This window comes from Amycolatopsis sp. NPDC006131, assembly GCF_040614175.1.
Taxonomy (GTDB): Bacteria; Actinomycetota; Actinomycetes; order Mycobacteriales; family Pseudonocardiaceae; genus Amycolatopsis_E; species Amycolatopsis_E tucumanensis.
In genome coordinates this window covers 85313-112179 of record NZ_JBEXTX010000010.1, presented here as the reverse complement: position 1 = coordinate 112179, position 26867 = coordinate 85313, and the positions used below count along the sequence as shown (strand labels likewise).

Sequence of the window (26867 nt, the reverse complement as noted above, 5' to 3'; positions counted from 1 at the left end):
GGTCACCTTCCGACCACCCCCGCCCCCGATGCCTGATTGTGTTTCAGTCGCCGAGCAGCCGTGTCAAGGCGGGAAAGAGTACCTTGACACGCCTGGTCGGCGACTAAAGATCGGCTGTGGATCGGGGGCGGGGGAGGTCTGGTTGGGGTAGTCGCCTGCTTTGCGTTGCCGGGCGGCGGTTCGGTGGTGTGCCCCGAAGAACCTGCTAGTCCTGCTTGTCGGCGTTTGCGCGCCTTGCTGCTTCCCTCATCTCGAAGAGGTCCGTCAGCCAGTCGCCCGTTTCCCGGGCGATGTCGCGCACCGCGCCGGTGATGATCGTCGCTATGTTGCCGATGTGGGTGGCTGCCGACTCGGTCAGCACCTGGACCGTGTCCTTGCCGCTTTCGATCGGATCGACCATCACACGTCCTCACGCCGCCGCGGAAACCCTGTCGGACGCCAGCGTATCGGGCGTCCGGTCCGCCTGCCGAGGCCGCGGCGGCAGCGCGAACTTCACGATCTTCTTCGCCACCGACCACAACTGCTTGTGCAGCGGCCCGGTGTTGTAGGGCAGCCCGTACTTCTCGCACACCGCCCGCACCTCCGCGGCGATCTGCGGGTACCGCCGCGCCGGGATGTCCGGGAACAGGTGGTGCTCGATCTGGTGTGAAAGGTTGCCGCTGAGGATGTGGAACAGCGGGCCGCCCGTGATGTTCGCCGAGCCGAGGATCTGGCGCAGGTACCACTGGCCCCGCGTCTCGTTCTCGGTCTCCTCCTCGGTGAAGCTCTCGACGTCGGACGGGAAGTGGCCGCAGAAGATGATCGCGAACGCCCACAGGTTGCGGGTCAGGTTCGCCGACGCGTTGCCCAGGAACGTCAGCGGCGCGAGCGGGCCGGTGAGCAGCGGGAACAACACGTAGTCCTTGCCGACCTGCTTCACCGCCTTGCGCGCCATCCGCTCGCGCATCTGCTTCAGCTCGGGGTCCGACCACTTCCGCTCACCACGCACGACCCGGTCGAACTCCAGGTCGTGCAACATCACGCCCCACTGGAAGATGAACGCCAGCACCGTCGCGTACACCGGGTTGCCCAGGTAGTACGGGTGCCACTTCTGCGCCGGGTCGATGCGCAGGATGCCGTACCCGATGTCGCGGTCCTTGTCGAGCACGTTGGTGAACGTGTGGTGGATGTAGTTGTGCGAGTGCCGCCAGTTCTCCGCGGGCGCCATCGTGTCCCACTCGAACTTCTGCGAGCTCAGCTCGGGGATGCGCGTCCAGTCGTACTGGCCGTGCATCACGTTGTGGCCGATCTCCATGTTGTCCAGGATCTTCGCCAGCGACAGCGCGCCGACCCCGGCGAGCCAGGCCGGCGGGAAGAACCCGGCGAACATCAGCGCCCGCCCGGCGACCTCCAGCCCGCGCTGGGTCTTGATCACGTTCCGGATGTAGTCGACGTCGTCCTGGCCGAGGTCGGCGACGATCCGCTGCCGGATCGCGTCCATCTCGCGGCCGAACTCCTCGATCTGCTCCGGCGTCAGCCGGTCCTGCAAGCCGGTCATGGGAAGGCTCCTCTACGCGTCGATCTCCACGTCCCCGGCCGGGACGGAGATGCAGAGCTGGATCTCTTCGTTCTCTTCGCCGGACACCTCGCCCGACTTCGCGTTCCGCACCCGGCCGCGGGCCTTGACCTTCGTGCAGGAGAAGCAGATGCCCATCCGGCACCCGTGCTCCGGGCGGAGCCCGGCCTCCTCGGCCTGTTCCAGCAGCGGGCGGCCCGAGTTGGGGAACTCGACACCGCTGTGCGCGAACCGCACGGTCCCCTCGGCCGCCGACTCGTCGATCACCAGCTCCGGCGGCGTGAACTCTTCGGTGATCAGTTGTTCACTCAATTGTTCGCTGTCGTACACGGCCCGCACGGAGTCCATCAGCGGCGCGGGCCCGCACAGGTAGGTCAGCGCGCCCGCGTACCAGGGCGCGGCCTCGACCAGGTGTTCCCGCGAGAAGAACCCCCTCAGCTCGCCGCCCGCCGCGTGCGTGCACGCGAGCACGACCCGCACGTTCGGAGCCTGCCGCGCCAGCTCGCGGGCGTAGAGCACGTCGTCCGGGGTGTTCGCGTAGTGCAGGAACACCACCTCGCCCTGGTGCCCCTCGTCGGCGAGGGTGCGCAGCATCGACATCAGCGGGGTGATGCCGCTGCCGCCGCTGATCAGCAGCAGCTTCTCCGGTCGCGGCTCGGGCAGGGTGAACGTGCCGTCCGCCTGGGACAGGCCCAGCACCCAGCCCGGCCGGGCCCGGTTGAGGTGCTGCGACACCAGTCCCTGCGCCTTGATCGTCAGCTCCAGCCGCCCGTCGCGGTGCTGCGAACCGGCCGGCGAGTAGCACCGGGTGCGGCGCACGCCGTCGATGTCCACCGACACCCGCACGTACTGGCCCGCCTGGAAGCCGCGCCACGCCGAACTCGGCTTCAGCGTCAGGGTGACCGTGTCGGGGGTCTGGTGCTCGACCGCGGTGACCTCGCCACGGATCTCGCGGCGGACCAGCATCGGGTCGACCAGTTCCAGGTAGCGGTCGATGCCGTGCGGGGTGAGCAGCGCCTCGGCGATCGCGGCGAGCCGCATGATTCCTCCCCGGGATCATTTTCGGAGAACACTTGTACACTCAATGGTGGCGTACCCGGCGGGGGCGCTGTCAACCGAAGGAGGTGCGGGCGTGACGCAGGTCGCACCCGGAACCGGACGTAGGATCGGCGACGTGTCGGCCGAGTCCGTGAAGCCCGTGAGCCGGCAGGAACGCAAGCAGCGCACCCGCCAGGCCCTGCTGGACGCCGCGCTCGCCCAGCTCGCCGACCGCCCGTTCGCGGTGCTCAGCCTGCGCGAGGTGACCAAGCAGGCGGACATCGTGCCCACCGCCTTCTACCGGCACTTCACGTCGATGGACGAGCTGGGCCTGGTGCTGCTCGGCGAGTCGATGGCGGTCCTGCGCCGGATGCTCGACGCCGCGCGCGACACCGGAACCGACTTCGACCAGGTCGCCCGCACCGTCGTGCGGACCCTGCACGAGTACACCCGCGCGCATGAGGCCCACTTCCGCTTCCTGACCAGGGAACGGCACGGCGGGTCCGGCGCGGTGCCGCAGGCCGCGCGCACGGAACTGCGCATGTTCGCCGGCGACCTGGCCGTCGACCTCGCCCGGTTCGACTGCCTGCGCCGCTGGCGGACGGACGACCTGCGAATGCTCGCCGACATGATCGTGACGATGCTGCTGTCCACCGCGGTGGAACTCATCGAAACCGTGCCGCGCAGCGCGGAATCCGACGAACGCATTCTCGCCACCGCGGAAAACCGGCTGAAACTGATCGCCCGCGGCGCCGAGCACTGGCAGTGACCCTCATTCGAGGGACACCGGCGGTTTGCGCACTCCGATGGCGCTTGCGAACGTCGAATTCATGCGAAAGATCGCCGTACTGACCGCCGCCGCGTTCCTGCTGGCCACGGCGCCCGCCGCCGCCGAGCCGGCGTTTCTCACGTCGTACTACGGGAACGGCTGGGGCCTGCAGGTCGAAGGCGCCGTCACCAAGGACGGCGACCAGGCCTATTCGATCGAGCTGAGCGTTTCCGGCACCTGTCCGGCGGCGCAGATGCTGAGCACGCCGAAAATGGGTGTGCGATACCGGTCGCCGCGCGAGGACTGGCACACGGTGATGTTCCCGTGCGGCACGAATCCGGAGCCGATCAAGGGATCCGGGTACCTCTTCCCCGGTGACAGCGTGTCGATCCAGGCCATCGGCGAAGCCGGTTTCCCGCCGTCTCCCGGCTACGGCTTCGAGGTCCAGGTGCAGCCGGCGGAACCTGAGACGGCACCCACCCCGAGCTTGTGATCATCGAACACCTGTTCTAGCGTCGTGCACGGAGGGTAGGGAGTGCACGATGAACCGGCAGGACGAGGAAGACCGCCTGGAGCGGAAGCGGATCGCCGAGCTGGCGGACCAGTGGCGCTCGCTCGCGGGCGCACTGCCGTTCTGGACCCAGGAGCGTGAGGGCGACGAAATCGTGCTGCGCAACCAGTTCGGCGACGAGCTGCTGGTGACCCTGCACGGGCGCTGGGCCCAGCACTTCGCCCAGTACCTGGGCTCGCTGCAGAAGACGGCGGGCTGCGCGCTGGCCGAGCTGCTCTGGACCATCGGCGGCCACGGCGACTCGGTGCAGATTCGCCGTCAGGCCCGGGAACTCCTGCGCGCGATGCTGCTCGAAGAACCCCGGCCACCCGGCCGGCAGCGGTGACGGTGCGTGACCGTCCACTCGCGACAGATCAGCTGGCCGCCAGGAAGCGCGACGCCCGCTCGGCGACCTCCCCCACCGGGGCCGCGTCCGGCCACAGTTCCACCTCACCGCGCTGGAGCAGGGCGCGGGCCCGGCTGTGGGCCCGCCGCGGGTCGTGCACGACGCTGCGGCCGGCGATGATCGCCAGCACCGGCACGGCGAGAGCACGCAATTGCTCGTCGGTGAACAGGACCGGCCGCGGCAGCGCGGTCCGGAAGTGCTGGAACCCGGCGCTGAGCAGCCGTCCTTCGACGGTGTCCGCCGGGTCCGCGCCGGTGGCCCAGCGGAGGAACCGCGGCCGGGCCCAGCTCGAGACGTAGCGCAGGCCGACCGGGAGGGCCCGCAGCACCACGCCGGGCGGCACCGGCGCGAACGTGGCGACCGGGTCTGCCAGCGTCAGCGAAGCGACCCGCTCCGGCCGCCGGACCGCGAGGTTCGCGGCCAGCCACCCGCCGGTCGAGACGCCGAGCAGGTGCGCCCGCCCGAGGCCGAGCCGGGCCAGGGTGTCGTCGAGCCAGCGTGCCTGGTCCCCGGCGTCGCGGATCGGCGCGGTCTGCTCGCTGCGGCCCGGTTCGCCGAGCGGATCGACGGTGTGGACGCGGTGGCGCCGGGCCAGTTCCGGGATGCCCGCCCGGAACGCGATGCTCGTGCCGCAGCGCCCGGGCAGCAGGACGAGCGGGTCACCGGCCGTGCCGAAGCGGTAGACGCGGACCGCGCCGAAGGCCGTGGGGATATCGCGCACGGCGGCCGGCTCGGGCATCGCACGCAGGCCTTCGTCGTAAACGGCGTCGTAGCGTGCCCGGTTACCCGCCGACCGAAACCTGCCGAGCCCGCTCATTCGCACCTCGCCATCGTGAAATTCGGCACCGTCGCGGCCGCCGTCGGTGACCCGGCGCTGACACCCCGTTGCCACTCCGAGGAAAACGGCCATGTCGATCGTCGCCTCCCCCGGCCACGAGGTCGAATCCGGGAGTTACCGTGGAAGGCATGTTCGGTATGGCCGCGGTCTGGGCGGAACGCACGTCCCGTCGGACGCTGAATCATCTGCACAGCCAGCTGGGCGCCGCGGGGCTCGTCGCCGCCGTGGCCACCGCGCCCGGCCTGGCCGCGGTGGTCGACCAGCACGCGGCCGCGGTGCGCGACATCCTCGCCGCGGGCGTGGAGGGTTCGGCGGCCGTCGCGGGCGTCGTGCTGCTCGCCGGGTACGCGCGCGGCCTGCTCGACCACGCGCGCGAAGCCGGCTGGCGGCTGACCGTGCCACACGGCCCGGAATCGGGGCCGATGGACTGGCTGACCTTCCGCCTGCTGGCGGTCTGCACGCTGGCGAACTCGATGGACGACCCCCACTACCGCCAGGGCTTCGAACTGGAACTGCGCTAGGCGCAAGAGAACGGCCGGTCCGTCGCCGGACCGGCCGCCTCTCCCTGTGCTCCCCGTCTTGAGGGCGTTCCCCGTCGTTACCGGAAGCTCTCCGGCGGCCGCATGGTCGCGCCGCGGTCCGACCCCATGGAACCGGTCGGCTGGCGCATCTCCTGCGTGGCCTCCTCCGCGGTCGGGGTGGTCGCGCGGGTCGCGTCCTCACGGCCCCGCTGGTAGGCCTCGGCGTGCGCCTTGGCGGCCGGGATCTGCTCCTCGGCGCGGCCCAGCCAGCGCTCCCAGCGCTGCTGCATCGGCTTCACCAGGCCACCGCCCATGCCGACGATGACGACACCGCCGATCGTCGCGAGCACGGTGACCAGCACCGGCGTGGTGACGGTGGTGGCGACGCCGATCTGGTTCAGGGCCGCGATGATGCCCAGCGCCCAGATGAACACCGCCGCGATCGTGCCCAGCGTCTTGCCGTAGGACAGGCCGCTCAGCGCTCCGCCGACCAGGTCCTTCACCGCGCGGGCGATCGCGCCGGCGACGACCACGATGATGATCGCGACCGCGGCCTTCGGCAGCCACGCGACGATCCCCGTCAGCAGCCCGCTCACCGGGTTCGGCCCCCACACGCCGAAGGCGAACTGCAGGGCGATCAGCAGGACCGCGTAGTACACCAGCTTGGCGATGATGTCCGAGGCGTCGTACTTGCTCTTGGCGAGCATCTGCTTGATGCCGCCGCGCTCGACCACCCGGTCGAACCCGACCTTCTCGAGCACCTTGTTCACGATCTTGCCCAGTGCTTTGGCGATGAACCAGCCGATCGCGAGGATCACCAGGAACGCGACGAACTTCGGCACGAAGGTCGCCACCGCGCTCCAGGCGTTGGACACACCCTGGCCGAAGTCGACGGCCGCCAGGTTGGACGTTGCCACTGGCCTCTCTCCCTTCCGTTGCAGGAGCAACCTGCGCCCCGTTTCTGAAGCGCTTTCGATGAAGTGGCTACCCAGCCCTGGCAGGGCCACACTTCAATGACCTGCGGGTATCCCCCACGCGTGTGATGCAGGACCCATCGCGACAGGGGTACCAAAACGGCTCCCACCGGCGGTTTCGTGACGATTTCGCGGCCGCGCCGACCGGGTGGAAAAAGTCAGTCGGCCGCCGCTCGCGCGGGGCGTCGCGCCGGCACCGCGATGCGGCTGACGTCGGAGGCCACCACGATCTCGCCGCCGAACGACGCGGCCGCCTCGGCGCGGAACGCCTCCGGGTCCGGGTAGCGCTGCGAGAAGTGCGACAGGACCAGCTTCCGCACCCCGCACTCCGCCGCCACCCGCCCGGCCTGCGCGGCCGTCAGGTGCCCGTACTCGGTGGCCAGCGCGGCGTCCGCGGACAGGAACGTCGACTCGATCACCAGCAGGTCCGCGTGCTCGGCCAGCTCGAAGACGCCGTCGCAGAGCCGGGTGTCCATCACGAACGCGAACCGCTGGCCCCGGCGCGGCTCGCTCACCGCCGGCAGCTCGACCCGCCGCCCGCCGACCTCGACGAACCCGTCCCGCTGCAGCTGCCCGACCGCGGGGCCACGCACACCGAGCGCCGTGAGCCGGTCCGGCAGCATCCGCCGGGTGTCCGGCTCGACCAGCTGGTACCCGAACGACTCGACGGGGTGCGACAGCCGCCGCGCGAGCAGACGGCCGAACGCGCCGCGCGCGATCTCACCCGGCTCGGCCACCGGCGACTCCACCAGCTCCGCCGTCTCGTGGAAGGCGCTCGCGTGCCGCAGCCGCGCGAAGTACTCCGCGCCGGAGGCCGGGTAGTGCGCGACCACCGGGTGCCGCACCCCGTCCAGCGACAACCGCTGCACCACGCCCGGCACGCCGAGGCAGTGGTCGCCGTGGAAGTGGCTCAGGCAGATCCGCGTGATCGAACTGGCCGCCACCCCGGCGAACAGCATCTGCCGCTGTGTGCCCTCGCCGGGGTCGAACAGCAGTCCCTCGCCGTCCCAGCGCAGCAGGTAGCCGTTGTGGTTGCGGGTGCGCGTCGGCACCTGGCTCCCGGTCCCCAGCACCACCAGTTCACGCACGGACACCCCCCGACCCTAGGCCGCGCAGCCGCAACGCTGTCCACAGCTCCGCCCGCACGTCCGGGTCGTCGAGATCGCGCCCGGTCAGCTCGGCCACTTTCGCGATGCGGTTGCGCAGGGTGTGCCGGTGGACGCCGAGCCGCGCCGCCGCCGGGTCCCACTGCCCGTGCCGCCGCAGCCACTCCGCGAGCGACGCCACCAGGTCGCCACGCCCGGTCTCGTCGTGGCGCACCAACGGTTCCAGCACCGCGGCGGCAAACGCTTGCGCCTCCTCCGCGGGCAGCAGCGAGACCAGGTCACCGCGGAACCGCACCAGCTCGGTCCGCGACGCGACGCGCGTCGCCCGCTGGTGCGCCTGCGCCAGTTCGGCGTAACCGGCCGCCGGCGCCACACCGCCGGCCAGCTCCGGGGACCAGCCGGACGGCCCGATCGCCACGACGAACCCGTCCAGCTCGGCGGCGAACGCCGGGCTGCCGTCGAGGGCGTCGAGCACGCGCTCGGCCTGACCGGTCAACGCGAACACCTCGACCGGTTCCGGTGGCAGGCCGACGATCCTGGCGACCAGCTCGTGCTGCCCGGCCAGCAACAAACGCATACATGCGGTATGTACCTTGCGGCGCTCCGACTCCAGCCCGCGCGCTCGCGTCAACGTGAGGGTGAGCAGTGACGCGGCGGCGCTCAGCACGTGCCCGCTGGTCCGGTCGAACGGCTCCGGCCGCCCGGCGACGAGGAACCCCTGGTTGCGCAGCACCTGGACGACCACGTGCTGCCCGTCCACCTCGAAACTGGCGCTCGCCGGCCCGCCACGCAGCCGCGCCAGCTCGCCCGCCACCGACGGCAGCCGTTCCGCGGCCGCCGCCGGGGCGGCCCGCACCAGCTCGCCGCCGCGGCCGACCAGCAGCACGAACCCGTCGAGCAGCCGAGCCAGCCGTCGCACCGCCGCGTCCGGCCCGCGCAACGCCGCCCGCGTCAGCTCCTGCTGCGCCGCGTTGGTGGCGGTGACCTCGGCGTAGGAGTCCGCAGCGAGGGCCGCCGACACCGCCTTGCTGATCGCGATGAACGGCGTCCGCCGCGGCACTTCCAGCAGCGGCAGCCCGGCGTCGGCGGCGGCGCGCACCAGCGCGGCGGGCGCCTCGGCGTGGCTGAGCCCGATGCCGAACCCGAGCCCGGCCAGTCCACGCGCCGTCAGCCTGGTGACGTACCCGGGCTCGCCGGAGAGCCGCAGTCCCGTGGTGAGCAGCAGCTCGCCGCCTTCGAGGAACGGCGTCGGGTCGTCCAGCTCGCTGACGTGCACCCACCCCACCGGGCGGTCCAAACCGGACTGCCCGGCCAGCACGCGCAGACCGAGCGTCGGGTCGGCGAGGAGTCGCCGCAGGGTCACCGGCACGACCACCACTCTGCCACTTCGTCCAGTTCTCCGAGCCCTTATTGGCCGGTTCGGCCATTTCCGTCCACGCCGGGCGAGCAGATGCTGGACCGATGAGCTTCCCCTACTGGGTCGCCGGCCGCCCGGCGACGAGCGACGACCTCGTCGAAGTCCGCAACCCCCGCGACGGCGCACTCGCCGGAACCACCAGCAACGCGACCGCGGCCGACGTCGAAGCCGCCGTCGCCGCCGCGCACGACGTCCGGCACGAGGTCGCGCAGCTGCCGGCGTACGTGCTCGCGGACGCCGTCGACCACGTCTCCCGGCGCCTGGCCGAGCGCGCCGACGAGATCGCGGACCTGATCCACGCCGAGTCGGGCAAGCCGCTGAAGTGGGCGCGGGCCGAGGTCGGGCGCGGGGTGTCGACCTTCCGCTGGGCCGCCGAGGAGGCCCGCCGGTTCTCCGGCGAGCTGCAGCGGCTCGACACCGACGCCGCCTCCGCCGGGCGGCTGGCGCTGGTCCGGCGCGCGCCGCGTGGGCCGGTCCTGGGGATCACCCCGTTCAACTTCCCGCTCAACCTCGTCGCCCACAAGATGGCCCCGGCGATCGCCGTCGGCTGCCCGATCGTGCTCAAACCCGCGCCCGCGACTCCGCTGACCGCGCTGGTGCTCGGCGAGCTGCTCGCCGAGACCGCCCTGCCCGCCGGCTCGTGGTCGGTCCTGCCGATGCCGAACGAGGCGGCGAGCGAGCTGGTCGCGGACCCGCGGCTGCCGGTCGTGTCGTTCACCGGGTCCGGACCGGTCGGCTGGTCGATCCAGGACCGGGTGCCGCGCAAGCACGTGACCCTGGAGCTGGGCGGCAACGCGGCGGCGATCGTCTGCCCGGACTGGACGGACCTGGAGTTCGCGGCGCAGCGCATCGCGACCTTCGGCACGTACCAGGGCGGCCAGTCGTGCATCTCGGTGCAGCGGGTCTACGCGCACCGCGACGTGTACGCCGAGCTGGCCGACCGGGTCGTCGCCCACGTGCGCAAGCTGGACGTGGACGGCGAGGTCGGCCCGCTGATCAACGAGGCGGCCGCGGTGCGGGTGCAGTCGTGGGTCGACGACGCGGTCGCGGCGGGCGCCGAACTGCTCGCCGGCGGGACGCGGCAGGGCGCGACCGTGGCGCCGACCGTGCTCGCCGACGCGCCGGAGGACTGCGCGGTCAACGCCGAGGAGATCTTCGGCCCGGTGCTGTCGCTCGCGCCGGTCGACTCGGTGGAGGAGGCCTTCGAGCGGGTCAACGCGTCGCGGTTCGGGCTGCAGGCCGGGGTCTTCACGCACGACCTGCGGGTCGCGTTCGAGGCGTCGGCGCGGCTGGAGGTCGGCGGCGTGGTGGTCGGCGACGTGCCGAGCTACCGGGCCGACCAGATGCCCTACGGCGGGGTGAAGGAGTCCGGCACCGGCCGGGAGGGGGTCCGCGCGGCCATGGAAGACCTCACTGAGCAGCGGGTTCTCGTGCTGACCGGGGTGCGCTGAAGATTTCCGAAAGAAAATTGTCCGCCGTTGTCGATTCGCCCGGTGCTCGATCGATGTCATCGTGACGGTCCCATTGGGGACCACCTCGACAGCAGGGAGAAGACGATGAAGTTCATGGTCCTGGTCAAGGGCGACGAGAACACCGAGGCCGGCGCCATGCCCACCGAGCAGGAGCTGGCGGACATGACCAAGTTCAACGAGGAGCTGGTCAAGGCCGGTGTGATGCTGGCGGGCGAGGGCCTGCACCCGAGCTCGAAGGGTGCGCGGGTGCGGTACTCCAGCGAGGGCACGACCGTGATCGACGGCCCGTTCGCGGAGTCGAAGGAGCTGATCGCGGGCTTCTGGATCCTCGACGTGAAGTCGAAGGAGGAGGCCGTCGAGTGGCTGAAGCGGGCGCCGTTCCGGGACACCGAGATCGAGATCCGGCAGGTGTTCGAGGCCGAGGACTTCGGCGAGGCGTACACGCCGGAGCTGCGTGAGGCCGAGGACCGGATGCGGCAGAAGATCGAGGAGCAGCACGGGCGGTAGGAACTTGCCCTCGCCGCGGTGAGGTGGTGTGCTCGGTGACCGTGACGGTCACCGAGGCACATCGCACCATCGACGCCGTGTGGCGGATCGAGTCCGCGAAGCTGATCGCCGCGCTGACGCGCATGGTGCGCGACGTCGGGCTGGCCGAGGAGCTGGCGCAGGACGCGCTGGTGGCGGCGCTGGAGCAGTGGCCGTCGTCGGGTGTGCCGTCGAACCCGGGCGCGTGGCTGATGACGATCGCCAAGCGCCGCGCGATCGACCACTTCCGGCACCTGAAGATGGCGGAGCGCAAGCACGAGGAGATCGGGCTCGACCTGGAGACCACGCAGCAGGCGATCGAGGTCGAGCCGGACGAGGTGCCGGACGACCTGCTGCGGTTGATCTTCACGGCGTGCCACCCGGTGCTGAAGACGGAGGCGCGGGTGGCGCTGACGTTGCGCTTGCTGGGCGGGTTGACGACGGACGAGATCGCGCGTGCGTTCCTGGTGCCGGAGTCGACGGTGGCGCAGCGGATCGTGCGGGCGAAGCGGACGCTGGCGCAGAAGAAGGTGCCGTTCGAGGTGCCCGCCGGGCCGGAGCTGGCGGAGCGGCTGGGGTCCGTGCTGGAGGTGGTGTACCTGATCTTCAACGAGGGCTATTCCGCGACGGCCGGCGACGACTGGATGCGCCCCCAGCTGTGCGCCGACGCGATGCGGCTGGGGCGGATCCTGGCCGGGCTGGCGCCGCAGGAGCCCGAGGTGTTCGGGCTGGTGGCGTTGATGGAGTTGCAGGCGTCGCGGTCCAGGGCGCGGGTGACGCCGGAGGGTGAGCCGATCCTGTTGCTGGACCAGAACCGGGCGAAGTGGGACCGGTTGCTGATCGGGCATGGGCTGGCGGCGCTGGAGCGGGCGGAGAGCCTGTCGCGGGCGCGTGGACCGTACGTGCTGCAGGCGGCGATCGCGGCGTGCCATGCCCGGGCGGGTGCGCCGGAGGACACCGATTGGGAGCGGATCGCGGCGCTGTACGGGGAGCTGGCGGAGGTGACGCCGTCGCCGGTGGTGGAGCTGAACCGTGCCGTGGCGGTGTCGATGGCTTCAGGCCCGGAGGCGGCGCTGCCGTTGGTGGACGAGTTGGCGGCCTCGCCGGCGCTCGCGAGGTACCACCTGCTACCCACAGTGCGAGGCGACTTGCTCGCAAAGGTGGGGCGGCTGGCGGAGGCGCGGGCGGAGTTCGAACGGGCGGCTTCGCTGACGCGGAATTCGCGGGAGCGGGATGTGCTGCTGGCGCGGGCTAAGGCTGCGGCTGGGGAGTGAGTGGGGTTTCTGGCGGCTGTCCGGAGTGGACGGTTCATGTTGGTGCGAGTGGTCCTTTCGCGGGGGGATGAACGGACCGTTCACCTTGATGCGGCTGGTCTCTTCGTGTGGCGCTGGCTCGACCGTTCATCGTGATGCAGCTGGTCTCTTCGTGTGGCGATGAATGGACCGTTCATCGACGCCGCCACCGCCCTGTCCACTGTCGACGGCACGCGAAAAATGAGCACGGCGTGGCATCCGAATTTTGACCCCTTGGCCGGTGGAGCCTGGCTCAACCGAGCCAGGGAGAACGAAGGGTGTTGTCCGTGGAAGATTGGGTTGAGATTCGTCGTTTATGCAGGTCGGAGGGGTTGCCAATCGAGGCGATCGCTCGGGTATTGGGCGTTTCCGGGAACACGGTGCGGGCGGCGTTGGCGTCGACGCGCCGCCGAAGTACGTGCGCAAGCCCGCCGGGTCGATCGTGGACGCGGTGGAGCCGCAGATCCGCGAGCTCCTACGGGCGTATCCGACGATGCTAGCGACGGTGATCGCGCAGCGGATCGGCTGGACCCGGTCGATCCGGGTGCTGTCGGGGAGGATCGCGCAACTGCGGCCGGTGTATCTGCCGCCGGACCCGGCATCGTGCACTAGCTATGCGGCCGGGGAGATCGCCCAGTGCGATCTGTGGTTCCCGCCGATCACGCTGCCAGTGGGGTTCGGTCAGGTTCGCAAGCCGGCCCAGTTGCCGGTGCTGACCATGATCACCGGCTACGCGCGGTGGTTGTCGGCGGTACTGATCCCCTCGCGGCGCGCCGAGGACCTGTTCGCCGGCTGGTGGCAGCTCATCTCCGGGTTAGGTGCGGTGCCGCGGGTGCTGGTCTGCGACGGCGAGGGCGCGGTCGGCCGTTGGCGCGGTGGCCGCAGCGAGCTGACCGCGGAATGTCAGGCGTTCCGCGGCACGCTTGCGACGAAGGTGGTTGTCTGCCGGCCGGCTGATCCGGAGGCCAAGGGTCTGATCGAGCGGGCGCATGACTGGCTGGAGCGGTCGTTCTTGCCCGGCCGCGAGTTCGACGGCCCGGCCGGGTTCAACGCCCAGTTGGCGGCGTGGCTGGCGGTGGCCAACACCCGGCCCAAGCGGGTGTTGGGCTGTGCCCCCGCCGAGCGGATCACCGCTGATCGGGCCGCGATGCTCGCGCTGCCGCCGATCGGGCCAGCGACCGGGAGGCGGGCGTCGACCCGGCTGGCGCGTGATCACTACGTTCGCTTGGACTCCAACGACTATTCGGTGCCCCCGGCGATGATCGACCGCCGTGTGGAGATCATCGCCGGGTGCGGGTGGTCTGCGATGGCAAGATCGTCGCCGATCACGACCGGATCTGGGCATGGCACCAGACGATCTCCGACCCCGAGCATGTCGCCGCGGCTAAGGCGTTACGGCGCGAGCGGATCGGAATGCTGCGTCCCGCGCCCGAACCCGAGATCGAACAGCGGCGTCTGGCCGACTACGACGCCGCGCTCGGGCTGACCGACCTCGACCACGGCGGGGTGGCCTGATGAGGACGCAGCGGCGGCTACCAGTCCATGTCCTTGGCGACCTCGTGTTGCGCTGCGGTGATCTCCTCGGCGGTCACGCCGGTGATGTCCGGTGCGGTGTCGTACTCGAACCGGGACAGCAGGTCGGCCAGGGCCTGCTTCTGGGCGGGGTGGGTGATGGGCACGGTGTCCAGGTCGGTGCTCATCAACCAGTCGAACAGCACGACGGCGTCAGCGCGCCACAACCGCACGGCCACGGTCGGCAGGTCCGAGTTCATGCCGAGCATTGTCGCAACGGGGTTGGCTTCTGTGCCACGGAATTGGTGGTGACCGGCTGATGCCCGCCATCAAGAAGACCATGACACGCGACCTGACCAGCGAGATCGCGTTCTTGACCCGGGCGCTCAAGGCCCCGACGCAGCGGGAGCCGGTCAACCGGCTCGCTGAGCGCGCTCGCACCGAGTCGTAGTCGCACGAGGAGTTCCTGGTGGCGTGTCTGCAACGCGAGGTGTCCGCCCGCGAGTCCCATGGCGGTGAGGGCCGTATCCGCGCCGCCCGGTTCCCCGCGCGCAAATCGTTGGAAGAATTCGACTTCGATCACACTCGCGGCCTGAAACGAGACGTAATCGCCCACCTGGGCACGCTGGACTTCGTTGCTGGCAAAGAAAATGTTGTGTTCCTCGGGCCGCCCGGGACGGGCAAGACCGACATGGCAATCGGGCTGGCGATCCGCGCCTGCCAAGCCGGGCACCGGGTCGCGTTCGCTACCGCCGCCGAGTGGGTCGCCCGGCTGGCCGACGCCCACCACGCCGGCCGTCTCCAGGCCGAACTGGTCAAACTTGGCCGCATCCCGCTTCTCGTGGTCGACGAGTCGGTTACATCCCGTTCGAGCCCGAGGCGGCCAACCTGTTCTTCCAACTGGTCTCCTCCCGCTACGAGCGGGCCAGTTTGATCGTGACCAGCAACAAGGTCTTCGGCCGGTGGGGCGAGGTCTTCGGCGACGACGTGGTCGCCGCAGCCATGATCGACCGCCTCGTCCACCACGCCGAAGTCGTCGCCCTCAAGGGTGACAGCTACCGCCTCAAAGACCGCGACCTCGGCCGCGTCCCCACAGCCCACACAACCGACGACTAAAGATCAACTCACCCGCAGGGGGTCATGATTCGCGTGCCGAAAGTGCTCAAAATTCGGCTGCCGTTGACATCCACCCGTGCGTGATTGAAAGGACCATTCATCAGGTCACCGCTGGCCCAACGGCTGCACCGGTGAAGCGATGCAGCCGTGAAGCGATGAATGGGCCATTCATCGAGGCACCGCCGGCCCACCCACTCGCGAAGGCATGAACGGACCACTCATCGACACACGACCGACCCACCCGCGAACCTATGAACGGCCCATTCATCGAGGCGCGACATGCCTACCCGCCCCGAAGGCATGAACGGACCGTTCATCAAGCCACGACATGCCGCCCCGCTCGCGAAGGCATGAATGGACCGTTAATCGAGGCATTACAGGCCCACATCGCGAAGCCATGAACGCGCCGTTCATCTACCCACCACTGACCCCATCATCGCGGCATGAATGGGCCGTTCATCGGCGCACGACATGCCCACCCGCTCGCGAAGCCATGAACGGAGCGTTCACCTACCCGCCACAGATCCCGTCATTGCGGCATGAATGGGCCGCTCATCGGCGCACGACATGCCCCCCGCTCCCGAAGCCACGAACGGAGCGTTCACCTACCCGCCACAGACTCCATCATCGCGGCATGAATGGGCCCTTCATCGGCGCACGACAGGCCCACTCACTCCCGAAGCCATGAACGAACCGTTCATCCACACACCACAAACCCCACCACCGCCGCGGGAATGGGCCATTCATCAAACCCGCTCGATCCCCTCCCCACCCGGGAGCCGTAGCAACTGAAGCTAGAGCGACCCGAGCCCAGCCTCCAGCAGATCGAACATCCGCTCCCCAGCCCGACCCACCGCCGCCGCAATCTCTGGTTCCGCCTGGCCGGCGGCGGTGCGCCGCAGGACCTCGTCGAACAGCAGGCGGTGCACGCCGGCGATCTGGGCCGCCGCGGCGCGCGCCGTGTCCTCATCGAAGTCCGACAGCGCAGTAGCCAGCGCCTTCTCCCGCTCCTCGTGCAACTCACGCAACCGCGCGAGCAGCGTCGGGCTCTCGACGACCATCCGCGCGAACTCCGGCCCCGAGAAACCCAACAGCGCATCCCGGCGCTCGAGCCCCGCCCGCCACGCGCGACGGAACGCCGGCACCAGCGGCCGCCCCCGCACCTCGGCCAGGCTCGCCACGAACGACTCGTGCACGTCGAAGACCAGGTCCTCCTTGCGCGGGAAGTGGTTGGTGACCGTCATCTTCGCCACCTCCGCCGCCTCCGCGACCTGCGCGATCGTCACCTCCTCGAACCCCCGCGAGATGAACAACCGCGTCGCCGCGTCGGAGATCGCCTGCCGTGTCCGCTGCTTCCTCAACCCGCGCTCCACGGACCCACCCTACGCTATGCTTGACCTAATATTAGGTTCGACCTAAACAACTGGAGGCCGAGATGCGGCTCATGACCGTCCACGCCCACCCCGACGACGAGTCCAGCAAGGGCGCCGCCACGATGGCGCGCTACGCCGCGGCAGGCGCGGACGTCCTGGTCGTCACCTGCACCGGCGGCGAGCGCGGCGACGTCCTCAACCCGCGCCTGGACACCCCCGAAGTCCGCGCGAACCTGCCCGAGATCCGCCGCCGGGAGATGGCCCGCGCGAGCGAGATCCTCGCTGTGCGGCAACGGTTCCTCGGCTTCCGCGACTCCGGCCTCACCGACGACCCGCCCGCCGACAGCTTCGCCAGGCAACCCCTCGGCACCGCCGTCGACAGGCTCGTCGAGGTCATCCGCGAGTTCCGCCCGGACGTGCTCGTCACCTACGACGAGACCGGCGGCTACCCGCACCCCGACCACATCCGCACCCACCAGGTCGCGGTCGCCGCGTTCGACGCCGTCGCCGGCACGCCCTGGCAGATCGCCAAGCTCTACTACCTCGCCACCCTCACCAAGGAGTGGTTCCAGGCCATGCACGACGCCCTCACCGCACGCGGCCTCGACTCCGGCATGGCCGAGGTCCTCGCCGAACTGCCGGACACCCACACCCCAGTCACCACGCGGATCCACTGCGCCGACCACTTCGACACCCGCGACCGCGCCCTGCTCGCCCACGAGACCCAGGTCGGCCCCGACAACCCGTTCCTGCGCCACCCGCGCGACGTCGAACGCGAGGTGTGGCCGACCGATGACTACGTCCTGGCCCGCTCGCTGGTCCCGGCCGACCTGCCGGAGGACGACCTGTTCGCCGGGATCACGGCTGCTGCGGCGGATCCAGCATGACCGTCGAATCCGCAGGCGCCGGCTCGACCTGCTTGCGCCGGCGCTCCCGGAACACCCACCCGCCGACCACGCCCGACCCGAACCCGAACAGGTGCCCCTGCCAGCTGATGCCCTCCTCGGCCGGCAGCAGCGCGGTGAACTGGTAGGCGAAGCACAGCGCCATCACGAGCCCGATCACGATGTCGATCGGGCGCCGGTCGAACAAGCCACGCACGATGATGTAGCCGAAGTAGCCCAGCACCACGCCGCTCGCGCCGGCGGTCACCCCGTTCGGCGGCGACACCAGCCACACGCCGAGCCCGCTGCCGACCACGATCAGCGCCGTCACCCCGAGGAACTTCCGCACCCCGCGGTAGGCGGCGAGGAACCCGAAGATGAACAGCGGCCCGGAATTGCTTTCGATGTGCGCCCAGCTGAAATGCAGGAACGGCGCCGTCAGCGCTTCGGGCAGCGAACTCAGCTCGCGGGCGCGGATGCCGAAGTCGAAGCTCAGCGCGTAGTCGGTGGCCCAGTTGACGATCTGCACGATCCAGATGACGGCCAGGAACCCGACCATCACCCACAGCGCCTTGCGCGCCTCGGCGATCATGGCCTGGGCTTCGACGCCGCTGGGCAACGCGCGTTCCTTCATCCGGTCAGGGTAATGGAATTATCGGCGTTTTCCCGGCGAATCCGGAGCGCGGACGCGAGCAGGGTGACCACGAGCCCGGCGGCGCCCCACACCACCAGCACGGTGATCGGGCCGCCGGTCGCGTTCCCGGCGAAGTAGACCTCGTCGCGGATCGCCTCGGTGCCGGCGCCGTTGGGCAGCCAGTCGCCGATCGCGCGCCAGAACGGCGGCAGCAGTTCGGTCTGGTAGGCGCCGCCCGCGCTCGGGTTGCCGAGCACCACGAAGATCAGCACGGTGATTCCGACGCCGATCACGCCGAACAGCACCTGGAAGGCCATGGTGACGGTCGCCGCCGCGAAGGTGAGGGCCGCGCCGATCCACCACAGGGACAGGAAGTGGCCGGTCAGCGCGCCGAGGACCTGGTCGACGACCAGCGCGCCGCCCAGGCCGGACACGATCGCGTAGGGCACCATCGCGGCGAGCCGGATCACCGTCCGGCGCAGCGTCGCGGGACGGGCGCCCTTCGCGATGCCGAGTGCGGCGGCGGCGAGGTAGCCGCCGACGAGCCAGCCGACGACCGCGTAGAAGGCGGTCAGCCCGCGGGCGTCGCCGGCCTGCGGTGGGACGAGATCTTGGACGACCGGTGCGCGGTTCTGGGCGGCGCCGAGTTGGGTGAAGACCTGCTCGACGGCGGTGGCGAGGGCCGGGCCCGCGGCGGTCGCGACCAGGAGGGTGCCGCTGTCGGCGAGGTAGGCCGCCTCCACGTCACGGTCGAGGACCCGTTGGCGCGCATCGTCCGCGTCCGGGCTCGGCGACGCCTCGACGGGCGTGCCGTCGAGGGCGTTGATGCGGTCGACCGTCTGTTGTGGACCGACGACGGCGACGGCGACCCGGTGCGGCGACGGGCTGTGGAAGGCGCCGACGTAGGACAGGATGAAGCCGAGCTGCAGGAGCAGCACCCCGAGCACCAGCAAGACGGTCCGCGGGGCGATCGCGTCCCGCAGATCGTGCGCAAGGCTCCGCGGTTCTTCGCTGGTCATGGCCCGAACCTAGGCGCGGCGGGGCCCAGCCGCGCGGCGAAGATTCACTCGATCCCGCTGTCATTCAGCTGTGACGCGCCCGGTGGCGAAAGCTGCGGGCGGCACCGGACGGTGACACCTGGCGGCACCGCCACGGCGCATCACTCGATCCGCTGTCCTCCGAGCAGCGCGGCCCGCCGCGTGACGGCATGACCGCACCGCGCGACGGAAACCTGCGGCCGGTACCACCGCGACGCATCGCTCGATCGGCTGTCCTCCGGACAGCACGGCCCGCGGCGCGGCGAAGGCTGCGCGCGGCACCGCCCCTTGCCAATACCGCCGCGACGAATCACTCGATTCCGCTGTCCTCCGGGCTTGAACGCGCCAACGTGGCCAGCGTGTCCAGCGCCCCGGCCAGTACGTCGATCCGCGGGGAAGCCAGCGCGAGCCGCACGGCGGTGGGGGCTCTGCCCGGGCTCACCGCGAACGCCGCGGCCGGGGTGACGGCTATCCCGCGCCGTGCGGCGGCCGCCACGAACGTCTCCGCCCGCCACGGCTCCGGCAGCTGCCACCAGCAGTGGTACGCCCGCGGGTCCGACCGCACCTCGAAACCCGCCAAGCGCTCGGCGACCAGTTCCTGCCGCGCCACCGCGTCGGCGCGCTTGGCGGCCTCGATCTTCGCCAGCGTGCCGTCCGCCATCAGGCGCGTCGCGGCCGCCATCGGGAACCGCGCCGCCGCCCAGCCGCCCGAACGCACCGCGGCGGCCACCCGGTCACGCAGCGCCGGCGGAGCCACCACGAAACCCAGCGTCAGCCCGGGCGCGAGCCGCTTCGAGAGGCTGTCCAGCACGACCGTCCGCTCCGGCGCGACCTCCGCCAGCGGCGCCAGGTCCGGCCGCAGGAAACCGTTGATGCCGTCGTCGATCACCGGCAGATCCCGCTCCCGCAACGCCTCGGCCAGCTCCGCCCGCCGCGCCGCGGGCATCGCCAGCCCCAGCGGGTTGTGCAGCGCCGGCTGCAGGTAGACCGCCCGCAACCGCGGCGGCAGGTCCGGCACCACACCGTGCTCGTCCAGCTCCAGCGGCACCAGCGTGACCCCGAGCCGCGCCGCGATGCCCTTCACCACCGGGTACGTCAGCGCCTCGACCCCCAGCCGCTCCCCGGCCGGGACCAGCGCGGCCACCGCGGCGGCGATCGCCTGGCGGCCGTTGCCCGTGAACAACACGTCCGGCGCTGACGGCGCCCACCCACCTCGCGCCAGCACCGAGGCGGCCGCCGCCCTGGCTTCGGCCGTGCCCGTCACCACGGCCGGCCCCAGCCCCTGCACCAGCAGGTCCGGCCGCAGCAACGGTCCGAGGCTCGCGGCGATCCACTCGGCCTGTTCCGGCAGCACCGGGAAGTTCAGCTCCAGGTCGACCGTCGCGGAGGCGGGTTCGGCCAGCGCGGAACCCGGCTCCGGCGCGGCCCGGATGAACGTGCCCCGCCCGGTCTCGCCGACCGCGAGGCCACGCCGGACCAGCTCGCCGTACACCCTGGCCGCGGTGGAAACCGCGATGCCGCGCTGCCGCGCGAACCGGCGCTGCGGGGGCAACCGGTCGCCCGGCCGGAGCCGCCCGGCGGCGACATCGGCGGCGACGTCGTCCGCGATCGTCCGGTAGTCCACCCCGCACCTCCACATTGCACCGAGAGCAATATTTGTATTGCACCGAGCATATCAGCCGATCTACGGTCGGGGCATGACGATCGAAATCGGCTACGACGACAAGGGCTCCGGCCCGGCCCTCGTCCTGGTCCACGGCCACCCGTTCGACCGCTCGATGTGGCGGCCCCAGCTGGACCACTTCAGCGAGCGCGGCTGGCGAGTCATCGCACCCGACCTGCGGGGTTACGGCGAGACCACGGTGGCGCCGGGCAAGACGCCCCTGGAGACCTTCGCCCGCGACCTGGCCGGCCTGCTCGACCGCCTGGACGTCGGCGAGTTCGTCCTGGGCGGACTGTCCATGGGCGGCCAGATCGTGATGGAGTGCCACCGGCTCTTCCCGGAGCGGATCCGCGCGCTGGTCCTCGCCGACACCTCACCGCGCGCGGAGACCGCGGAGGGCAAGCGGAATCGCACCGAGATGGCCGCGCGATTGCTCCGAGAAGGACTCCGGCCGTACGCCGACGAGGTGCTCACGAAGATGGTGGCGCCCGCCAACGTCGCCGCGATGCCGGACGTCGCGGAGCACGTCCACCGCATGATGCGCTCGACCGCGCCGGAGGGCGCCGCGGCGGCCTTGCGCGGCCGGGCCGAACGCCCGGACTACGTGCCGACGCTGGCCGGGGTCCGCCTGCCGGCGCTGGTGGTCGTCGGCGACCAGGACGAGTACACGCCGGTCGCCGAGGCGGAATTCCTGCACTCACTCATCCCCGGCGCGGAGCTGGCGGTCATCGAAGGCGCCGCGCACATGCCGAACCTGGAACGGCCCGCGGAGTTCAATTCCACCCTGGCGAACTTCCTCGCGAAGATTCCTCAATCGTCATAGGCAGCGCGCGCCTCGCAGTGGGATGCCGGTCCCGGTGCCCGGTCCGGGTCAGGTGCGGATCCGGGTGTCGGCCGCCGCGGTCAACCCGATGGACCTCGCCACGACGGCCGGGCTGTTCGCCGAGATGGGCGCAAGCGGGTGCGAAAGCGGCGGCACGGCTGCGAGACGGCGGGCTGCGCGGCCGTCTGGTCCTGCTGCCTCATTCAGCGCGCCCGAGGTGGTGCTGGAACAGTTTCCGGCTGATCCGGCCCAGCTCGGCGAATTCGTCGTCGGTCAGCGGGTTCACCACCGATTCGTGCACCGCCCTGCGGTATCCGGGCGCGACGCCGTGGAGGAATTCGGCGCCCTCCGCGGTCAGCACCGCGTACAGGCCGCGGCGGTCGGTCGGGTGTTGTTCGCGCCGGACCCAGCCGAGGCCGGCCAGCCGGGTGATCCGGTAGTTCAGCCTGCTGCCCGGCGAGAACAGCACCGCGGCCAGCTCGCCCATTCGCATCCGGCGGTCCGGCGCGGCGTCCAGCCTGGTGAGGATTTCGTATTCCGCATGGGAAATCCCGGCGGTTTCGTGCAGGTGGCGCTCGATCGCGCGTTGCACGAGGGTCTGCGCGCCGAGGTAGTGCACCCAGGCCCGGAGCTGGTCATCGGACAGCCACCGGCTCTCCTGCATGGGCCCTCCCAGTTGATCGGCAGGGCTGGAATATAGCCGATGGCGCGCCGGAAAACGGGTCAATCCAGGCAGCGCCGCACGTGGCCCGGCACCAGAATCGCCTTGCGGCGGAGGATTTCGGTGAACGCCGACACGACGGGATCGCCACCCGGGCGCGTGTAAGCCGCCAATCGGCGTCGCACCGGCGGGTCCGGCCGCAGCAGGTGCGCGGCGAACCGCGGCGGCAGCACGTTCGCGGGCACCAGCGCCGGGCCGAGACCGGCGGCGGCCAGCGACGGCGCGGCGGCCGTCTGCTCGGTCCGCACCGCGGCCCTGGGCTGGAACCCGGCCGCCGCGCACACCTGGTCCAGCAGGTCGGCGAGACCGTTGCCGGGCGCGTAGTGGACCCACTCCCGCTCGGCGAGGTCCGCGAGTCGGACCGTGGTCGCCGTGGCCACCGGATCGTCCGGCGGCACCACCACGACGAACTCCTCCTCGCCGAGCGGGTGCACCGGACCGTCCCAATCGGACGGTTCCGGCCCGACGGCGAGATCGGCCTGCCCCTGGGCCATCGCGGCGGCCAGCTCGTCGGCGTGCCGGTGCTCGAACAACCGCACGTGCACGTCCGGGTGGGCGCGCCGCCACGCCTTGAGCACCGGCGGCAGCACGCCGAGGCTCACCGAGTACAGGGTCGCCACCATGATCTCGCCGCACTGCAGCCCGGCCGCCTGCCGGGCGGCGGACACCGACTTCCGCGCCGCCGCCAGCGCCGCCCTCGCGTGCGGCAGCATGGCCCGGCCCATCGGCGTCAGCCGCACCGACCGCGGCAGCCGCTCCAGCAGCGGCCCGCCGGTCGCCCGCTCCAGCGCCCGCACCTGGTGCGACAGCGCGGGTTGCGTCACGTGCAGCAGCTCGGCCGCGCGCGTGAACGAGCCCGCGTCGACGATCGTCACCAGGTACTCCAGCTGCCGCAGGGTCATGAGCACAGCTTATGCCGGAACCGGAACCGCTCGGGTCCGTTCATGCCGCTGCACCTGCCACAGCCACCAGGCGGCACCCACCGCGACGGCCGAAGCGCCGGTCAGCCACCAGAACGCGACCTGGAAGGCGTGCTCGGCCCCGGTGGGCAGCAGCCGGGACAGCACGACCGCCGACATCGCGCCGCCGACCGCGCCGCCCACCCGCATCAGGATGTTCAGCACCGTGGTCGCGTCCGGGAGCTGCTCGCGCCGCACCGACGCGAACGCCGCCGTACCCGCCGGGGACGCCGACAACGCCAGCGCCATGCCGCGCAGGAACAGCAACGCCTGAAGCAGCACCGGGTCCGCGTCCGCGCCGAGGAACGCGAACGGCGCGGTGGTGAGCACGGTGCACACACTGCCGACGAGCGCGACGATCCCGCCGCCGTGCCGGTCGGTCAGCCACCCGGCCAGGGGCATCACCACCATCGTGCCCAGGCCGAGCGACAGCAGGGACAGGCCGGTGGTCACCACGTCCGCGCCGCGCAGGATCTGGAAGTACAGCGGGAACAGCAGCATCGCGCCGAACATGGCGGCGCCGAAGAACAGGCTGGACACCGTCCCGGCCGCGAACACCTGGTTGCGGAACAGCCGCAGATCGAGCAGCGGCCGTTCGCGCCGCCACGACCGCAGCGCGAACGCCACCAGCCCGGCCGCGCCGAGCGCCAGCGACACCAGCACCGACGGGCCGATCCCGCCGCCGCCCTCGCCGACCGAGGTGAGCGCGTAGACGAACAGCGGCAACCCGAGCCCCACCAGCGCGAACCCGGTCCAGTCCAGCCGCCCGGCGCCACCCGGCTCACCGCGCGGCACGTACTTCCACCCGAGCGCGATGCCGATCGCGCCGATCGGCAGGTTGATCAGGAACAGCCACTCCCAGGACAGCGAGTCCAGCAGCACCCCGCCGACGGTCGGGCCGATCGCGGGCGCGCTGCTCACCGCGATGCCGAGGATGCTCATCACCCGCCCCAGCCGCTCCGGGCCGACCGCCTGGCCGAGGATCGTCTGCCCGGCCGGGGTCAGCAGCCCGGCGGCCAGCCCCTGCACGACGCGCAGCACGACCAGCCACCCGATGTCGCCGGCCAGCGCGCACAGCCCGGACGCGACGGTGAACGCGGCGAACGCACCCAGCCACAGCCGCCCGACGCCGATCCGGCGGCCGAGCCACCCGCACAGCGGCAGCGACACCGCCAGCGCGATCAGGTAGGCGGTCGACACCCACTGCACCTCGTCGAGCGAGGCGCCCAGGTCCGTGCCGATCCGGTCGAGTCCGACGTTGACGAGCGACGAGTCGAGCATGCCGACGAAGGCGCCGAACACGATCACCAGCGAGATCCGCCACACGGGCCAGGGAATCCGTTGCATGATCCCGAAGCTAAAACCTCAAGTAATGTCGAGGTCAATGCCTGCTGAACAGCACCGTAGGATGGGTACGGCGAAATCCGGCGACACGGGACGGGACGATGAAGCACATCTATGCGGGCAAGGTCCGTGAGCTCTACTCCGACGGGGACGACATCCTGCTCGTCGCCTCCGACCGGATCTCGCTCTACGACGTGGTGATGCCCACCCCGATCCCGGACAAGGGCAAGCTGCTCACCCAGCTGTCGCTGTGGTGGTTCGAGCACCTCGCGGAGATCGTGCCGAACCACGTCGTGTCCACCGACGTGCCCGAGGAGTTCGCCGGCCGCGCCATCCGCGTCAAGCCGCTGAAGATGGTGCAGGTCGAGTGCATCGCACGCGGCTACCTGACCGGGCTGGGCCTGAAGGAGTACCAGAAGCAGGGCACCGTCTCCGGCGTCGCGCTGCCGCCGGGTCTGGTCGAGGGCAGCAAGCTGCCCGAGCCGATCTTCACGCCGACCACCAAGGCCACCGAGGGCCACGACGAGTTCATCACCTTCGACGACGTGGTCGCGCAGGAAGGCCGCGAGACCGCGGAGCGCCTGCGCGAGCTGACACTGGCGATCTACCGCGCGGGCGCCGAGCGGGCCGCGGAGAACGGGATCATCGTCGCGGACACGAAGGTCGAGTTCGGCTGGGATGCCGACGGTGTGCTGACCCTCGGCGACGAGGTCCTGACCTCCGACTCGTCGCGGTTCTGGCCGGCCGACCGCTGGCAGCCGGGCCGCCCGCAGTTCTCGTTCGACAAGCAGTACGTGCGTGACTGGGTCAGCGGCACCGGCTGGGACAAGACCCCGCCCGCGCCGGAGATCCCGGCCGACGTCGTGGCCACCACCCGCGCCCGCTACATCGAGGTCTACGAGCGGATCACCGGGAAGACCTGGGCATAAACAACGCTCATGGGTCCCGGTACCAACGGGACTTGGACTTATCGCCGCAGGCGGCCGAACCTGGGTGCATGAGCACGGAACGCAAAGTCGCCCTGGTCGCCGGGGCGAACGGGGTCATCGGCCGCAACCTCGTCGACCACCTGGTCTCCCTCGGGAACTGGGAGGTGATCGGGCTGTCCCGGCGCGGCGGTCCGTCGGGCGGGCCCGTCCGCCACATCGCCGTCGACCTGCTGGACCCGGCCGACGCGCGGGACAAGCTGGGCGGGCTGCGAGACGTCACGCACGTCTTCTACGCGGCCTACCAGGACAAGCCGACGTGGGCCGAACTGGTCGCGCCGAACGTCGCGATGCTGGTCAACCTCGTCGACGCGGTGGAGCCGGCCGCGCGTGGGCTGCGGCACATCAGCCTGATGCAGGGCTACAAGGTCTACGGCGCGCACCTCGGCCCGTTCAAGACGCCTGCCCGCGAGGACGACCCGGGGCACCTGCCGCCCGAGTTCAACGTCGACCAGCAGAACTTCCTGGAACAGCGCCAACTCGGCAAGGCGTGGACGTGGTCGGCGCTGCGGCCGTCGGTGGTCTGCGGGTTCGCCCTGGGCAACCCGATGAACCTGGCCACCGTGATCGCGGTCTACGCGTCGATCTCGAAGGAACTCGGGGTGCCGCTGCGGTTCCCCGGCAAGCCGGGCGCGTACACGTCCCTGCTGGAGATGACCGACGCCGGTCTGCTGGCGAAGGCGACGGTGTGGGCGGCGACCGACGAACGCTGCGGCAACCAGGCGTTCAACATCAACAACGGCGACCTGTTCCGGTGGAGCGAGCTGTGGCCCGAGCTGGCGCGCTGGTTCGACCTGGAGGTCGCGCCGCCGTTGCCGATGTCGCTGGAGACCGCGATGGCGGACAAGGAGCCGTTGTGGGAGTCGATGCGCGAGCGGTACGGGCTGGAGCCGTCGTTCGCCGAGGTGTCGTCGTGGCGCTTCGGCGACTTCGTCTTCGGCTGGGACTACGACGTGATCGCCGACGGCTCGAAGGCCCGCCGGTTCGGTTTCCACGAGTTCGTGGACACCAGGGAGATGTTCCAGTCGATCTTCGAGGAGCTGCGCAAGCGCAAAGTGATCCCCTGATGGTTAACCTGAAAGCATGAGCACTCCCGTCGAGTTCTACTGGCGCCCCGGCTGCGGCTTCTGCATGGCGCTGCGGGCCGGTCTGGAGCGGGCCGGCCTGCCGTTCACCGAGGTGAACATCTGGGAGGAGCCGGGCGCGGCGGAACGGGTGCGCGAGGTCGCGAACGGGAACGAGACGGTGCCGACGGTCTTCGTCGGCCCGGCGGCCATGGTCAACCCGAGCGTGGACGAGGTGCTTTCCGCCGTGCGCGAGCACGCTCCCGAGCTGCTCTGACGTACCTACCG

The 26867-nt window shown here is 70.9% G+C and carries 27 protein-coding genes and 2 pseudogenes; 14 read left to right on the top strand and 15 right to left on the bottom strand.

From position 1 onward, the window contains the following. Positions 1–205: 205 nt before the first annotated feature. The 3 genes from ABZ215_RS08845 to ABZ215_RS08835 are packed head-to-tail and all read right to left on the bottom strand — an operon-like array spanning position 206 to position 2596. Positions 206–400, bottom strand: a complete 195-nt coding sequence (locus tag ABZ215_RS08845; RefSeq protein WP_020421622.1) for a hypothetical protein — start codon at positions 398–400, stop codon at positions 206–208. 9 nt (positions 401–409) lie between these two features. Continuing rightward, the gene (locus ABZ215_RS08840) at positions 410–1537 is read right to left on the bottom strand and encodes an acyl-CoA desaturase (protein ID WP_020421623.1); all 1128 of its coding nucleotides are present in this window, start codon (positions 1535–1537) and stop codon (positions 410–412) included. 12 nt (positions 1538–1549) lie between these two features. Next, positions 1550–2596 (bottom strand): FAD-binding oxidoreductase, encoded by a 1047-nt coding sequence (locus ABZ215_RS08835; RefSeq protein ID WP_354948869.1) that lies wholly within the window; start codon positions 2594–2596, stop codon positions 1550–1552. A 91-nt stretch (positions 2597–2687) separates the two neighbouring features. Between ABZ215_RS08835 and ABZ215_RS08830 the strand changes: the two genes are divergently transcribed. Genes ABZ215_RS08830 through ABZ215_RS08820 form a run of 3 tightly spaced genes read left to right on the top strand, consistent with a single transcriptional unit; the run spans position 2688 to position 4258 of the window. Continuing rightward, positions 2688–3362 (top strand): TetR family transcriptional regulator, encoded by a 675-nt coding sequence (locus tag ABZ215_RS08830; RefSeq protein ID WP_237339636.1) that lies wholly within the window; start codon positions 2688–2690, stop codon positions 3360–3362. Positions 3363–3399: 37 nt separating this feature from the next. Further along, complete coding sequence (locus tag ABZ215_RS08825) at positions 3400–3855, top strand: hypothetical protein (RefSeq protein WP_020421626.1); 456 nt, start codon at positions 3400–3402, stop codon at positions 3853–3855. Between the two features lie 49 nt (positions 3856–3904). Then, positions 3905–4258 (top strand): hypothetical protein, encoded by a 354-nt coding sequence (locus ABZ215_RS08820; protein WP_020421627.1) that lies wholly within the window; start codon positions 3905–3907, stop codon positions 4256–4258. 28 nt (positions 4259–4286) lie between these two features. On the opposite strand, the gene ABZ215_RS08815 is transcribed toward ABZ215_RS08820, so the two are convergent. Continuing rightward, positions 4287–5057, bottom strand: a complete 771-nt coding sequence (locus ABZ215_RS08815; protein WP_354948866.1) for an alpha/beta hydrolase — start codon at positions 5055–5057, stop codon at positions 4287–4289. A 236-nt stretch (positions 5058–5293) separates the two neighbouring features. On the opposite strand from ABZ215_RS08815, the gene ABZ215_RS08810 reads away from it, so the two are divergent. Further along, positions 5294–5677, top strand: coding sequence for a DUF6401 family natural product biosynthesis protein (locus ABZ215_RS08810; protein ID WP_237339654.1), 384 nt, complete (start codon positions 5294–5296; stop codon positions 5675–5677). A gap of 77 nt (positions 5678–5754) precedes the next feature. On the opposite strand, the gene ABZ215_RS08805 is transcribed toward ABZ215_RS08810, so the two are convergent. From ABZ215_RS08805 to ABZ215_RS08795, 3 genes are all read right to left on the bottom strand, one after another. Beyond that, entirely contained in the window at positions 5755–6594 is an 840-nt protein-coding gene (locus tag ABZ215_RS08805) for a hypothetical protein (RefSeq protein WP_020421630.1), read from the bottom strand. A 215-nt stretch (positions 6595–6809) separates the two neighbouring features. Beyond that, positions 6810–7745, bottom strand: a complete 936-nt coding sequence (locus ABZ215_RS08800) for a ribonuclease Z (RefSeq protein WP_354948864.1) — start codon at positions 7743–7745, stop codon at positions 6810–6812. Further along, positions 7732–9135, bottom strand: coding sequence for a PucR family transcriptional regulator (locus ABZ215_RS08795; RefSeq protein WP_354948862.1), 1404 nt, complete (start codon positions 9133–9135; stop codon positions 7732–7734). Before ABZ215_RS08795 ends, ABZ215_RS08800 begins: the two co-directional genes overlap by 14 nt. Positions 9136–9218: 83 nt before the next feature. Here ABZ215_RS08795 and ABZ215_RS08790 point away from each other — a divergent pair, with 83 nt between their 5' ends. The 4 genes and pseudogenes from ABZ215_RS08790 (at position 9219) to istA (ending at position 13978) form a co-directional block, all read left to right on the top strand. After that, a complete protein-coding gene (locus ABZ215_RS08790; protein WP_354948860.1) occupies positions 9219–10625 on the top strand; it encodes an aldehyde dehydrogenase family protein in 1407 nt (468 codons plus the stop codon). A 105-nt stretch (positions 10626–10730) separates the two neighbouring features. Then, positions 10731–11153 (top strand): YciI family protein, encoded by a 423-nt coding sequence (locus tag ABZ215_RS08785; RefSeq protein ID WP_020421634.1) that lies wholly within the window; start codon positions 10731–10733, stop codon positions 11151–11153. Positions 11154–11194: 41 nt separating this feature from the next. Beyond that, entirely contained in the window at positions 11195–12445 is a 1251-nt protein-coding gene (locus ABZ215_RS08780; RefSeq protein ID WP_354948875.1) for an RNA polymerase sigma factor, read from the top strand. Positions 12446–12741: 296 nt separating this feature from the next. Beyond that, positions 12742–13978 (top strand): annotated as a pseudogene (gene istA, locus ABZ215_RS08775) (IS21 family transposase). Between the two features lie 17 nt (positions 13979–13995). Here the strand turns inward: istA and ABZ215_RS08770 are convergent. Continuing rightward, positions 13996–14235, bottom strand: coding sequence for a hypothetical protein (locus ABZ215_RS08770; RefSeq protein WP_354948858.1), 240 nt, complete (start codon positions 14233–14235; stop codon positions 13996–13998). 59 nt (positions 14236–14294) lie between these two features. On the opposite strand from ABZ215_RS08770, the pseudogene istB reads away from it, so the two are divergent. Beyond that, positions 14295–15091: pseudogene (gene istB, locus ABZ215_RS08765) on the top strand (IS21-like element helper ATPase IstB). A gap of 794 nt (positions 15092–15885) precedes the next feature. Here istB and ABZ215_RS08760 read toward each other — a convergent pair. Continuing rightward, positions 15886–16464 carry a TetR/AcrR family transcriptional regulator gene (locus ABZ215_RS08760; protein WP_354948856.1) on the bottom strand — a complete coding sequence of 193 codons (579 nt, stop codon included), beginning with the start codon at positions 16462–16464 and terminating at the stop codon, positions 15886–15888. A 62-nt stretch (positions 16465–16526) separates the two neighbouring features. Here ABZ215_RS08760 and mca point away from each other — a divergent pair, with 62 nt between their 5' ends. Next, a complete protein-coding gene (gene mca, locus ABZ215_RS08755) occupies positions 16527–17351 on the top strand; it encodes a mycothiol conjugate amidase Mca (protein ID WP_354948854.1) in 825 nt (274 codons plus the stop codon). On the opposite strand, the gene ABZ215_RS08750 is transcribed toward mca, so the two are convergent. The 3 genes from ABZ215_RS08750 to ABZ215_RS08740 form a co-directional block, all read right to left on the bottom strand. Continuing rightward, complete coding sequence (locus tag ABZ215_RS08750) at positions 17323–17982, bottom strand: rhomboid family intramembrane serine protease (RefSeq protein ID WP_354948852.1); 660 nt, start codon at positions 17980–17982, stop codon at positions 17323–17325. The genes mca and ABZ215_RS08750 overlap by 29 nt on opposite strands. Then, positions 17979–19001, bottom strand: coding sequence for a DUF3533 domain-containing protein (locus ABZ215_RS08745; RefSeq protein WP_354948850.1), 1023 nt, complete (start codon positions 18999–19001; stop codon positions 17979–17981). The genes ABZ215_RS08750 and ABZ215_RS08745 overlap by 4 nt, the downstream gene beginning before the upstream one ends. A gap of 328 nt (positions 19002–19329) precedes the next feature. Next, the gene (locus tag ABZ215_RS08740) at positions 19330–20643 is read right to left on the bottom strand and encodes a PLP-dependent aminotransferase family protein (RefSeq protein ID WP_354948848.1); all 1314 of its coding nucleotides are present in this window, start codon (positions 20641–20643) and stop codon (positions 19330–19332) included. A gap of 73 nt (positions 20644–20716) precedes the next feature. Here ABZ215_RS08740 and ABZ215_RS08735 point away from each other — a divergent pair, with 73 nt between their 5' ends. Continuing rightward, entirely contained in the window at positions 20717–21505 is a 789-nt protein-coding gene (locus ABZ215_RS08735; protein WP_354948846.1) for an alpha/beta hydrolase, read from the top strand. Between the two features lie 199 nt (positions 21506–21704). Here the strand turns inward: ABZ215_RS08735 and ABZ215_RS08730 are convergent, their stop codons facing one another. The 3 genes from ABZ215_RS08730 to ABZ215_RS08720 are packed head-to-tail and all read right to left on the bottom strand — an operon-like array spanning position 21705 to position 24532. After that, positions 21705–22169, bottom strand: coding sequence for a MarR family transcriptional regulator (locus ABZ215_RS08730; protein WP_354948843.1), 465 nt, complete (start codon positions 22167–22169; stop codon positions 21705–21707). A 59-nt stretch (positions 22170–22228) separates the two neighbouring features. Beyond that, positions 22229–23128, bottom strand: a complete 900-nt coding sequence (locus ABZ215_RS08725) for a LysR family transcriptional regulator (protein WP_039791279.1) — start codon at positions 23126–23128, stop codon at positions 22229–22231. 9 nt (positions 23129–23137) lie between these two features. Continuing rightward, on the bottom strand, positions 23138–24532 hold the full coding sequence (locus ABZ215_RS08720) for an MDR family MFS transporter (RefSeq protein ID WP_354948841.1): 1395 nt from the start codon (positions 24530–24532) through the stop codon (positions 23138–23140). Positions 24533–24630: 98 nt separating this feature from the next. Here ABZ215_RS08720 and ABZ215_RS08715 point away from each other — a divergent pair, with 98 nt between their 5' ends. From ABZ215_RS08715 to ABZ215_RS08705, 3 genes are all read left to right on the top strand, one after another. Further along, positions 24631–25458 (top strand): phosphoribosylaminoimidazolesuccinocarboxamide synthase, encoded by an 828-nt coding sequence (locus tag ABZ215_RS08715; protein ID WP_020416814.1) that lies wholly within the window; start codon positions 24631–24633, stop codon positions 25456–25458. 68 nt (positions 25459–25526) lie between these two features. Next, positions 25527–26582: an SDR family oxidoreductase gene (locus ABZ215_RS08710; protein ID WP_354948839.1), complete on the top strand. Its 1056-nt coding sequence runs from the start codon at positions 25527–25529 to the stop codon at positions 26580–26582. A gap of 16 nt (positions 26583–26598) precedes the next feature. After that, on the top strand, positions 26599–26856 hold the full coding sequence (locus tag ABZ215_RS08705) for a glutaredoxin domain-containing protein (protein ID WP_020416816.1): 258 nt from the start codon (positions 26599–26601) through the stop codon (positions 26854–26856). The last annotated feature ends 11 nt before the right edge of the window (positions 26857–26867 follow it).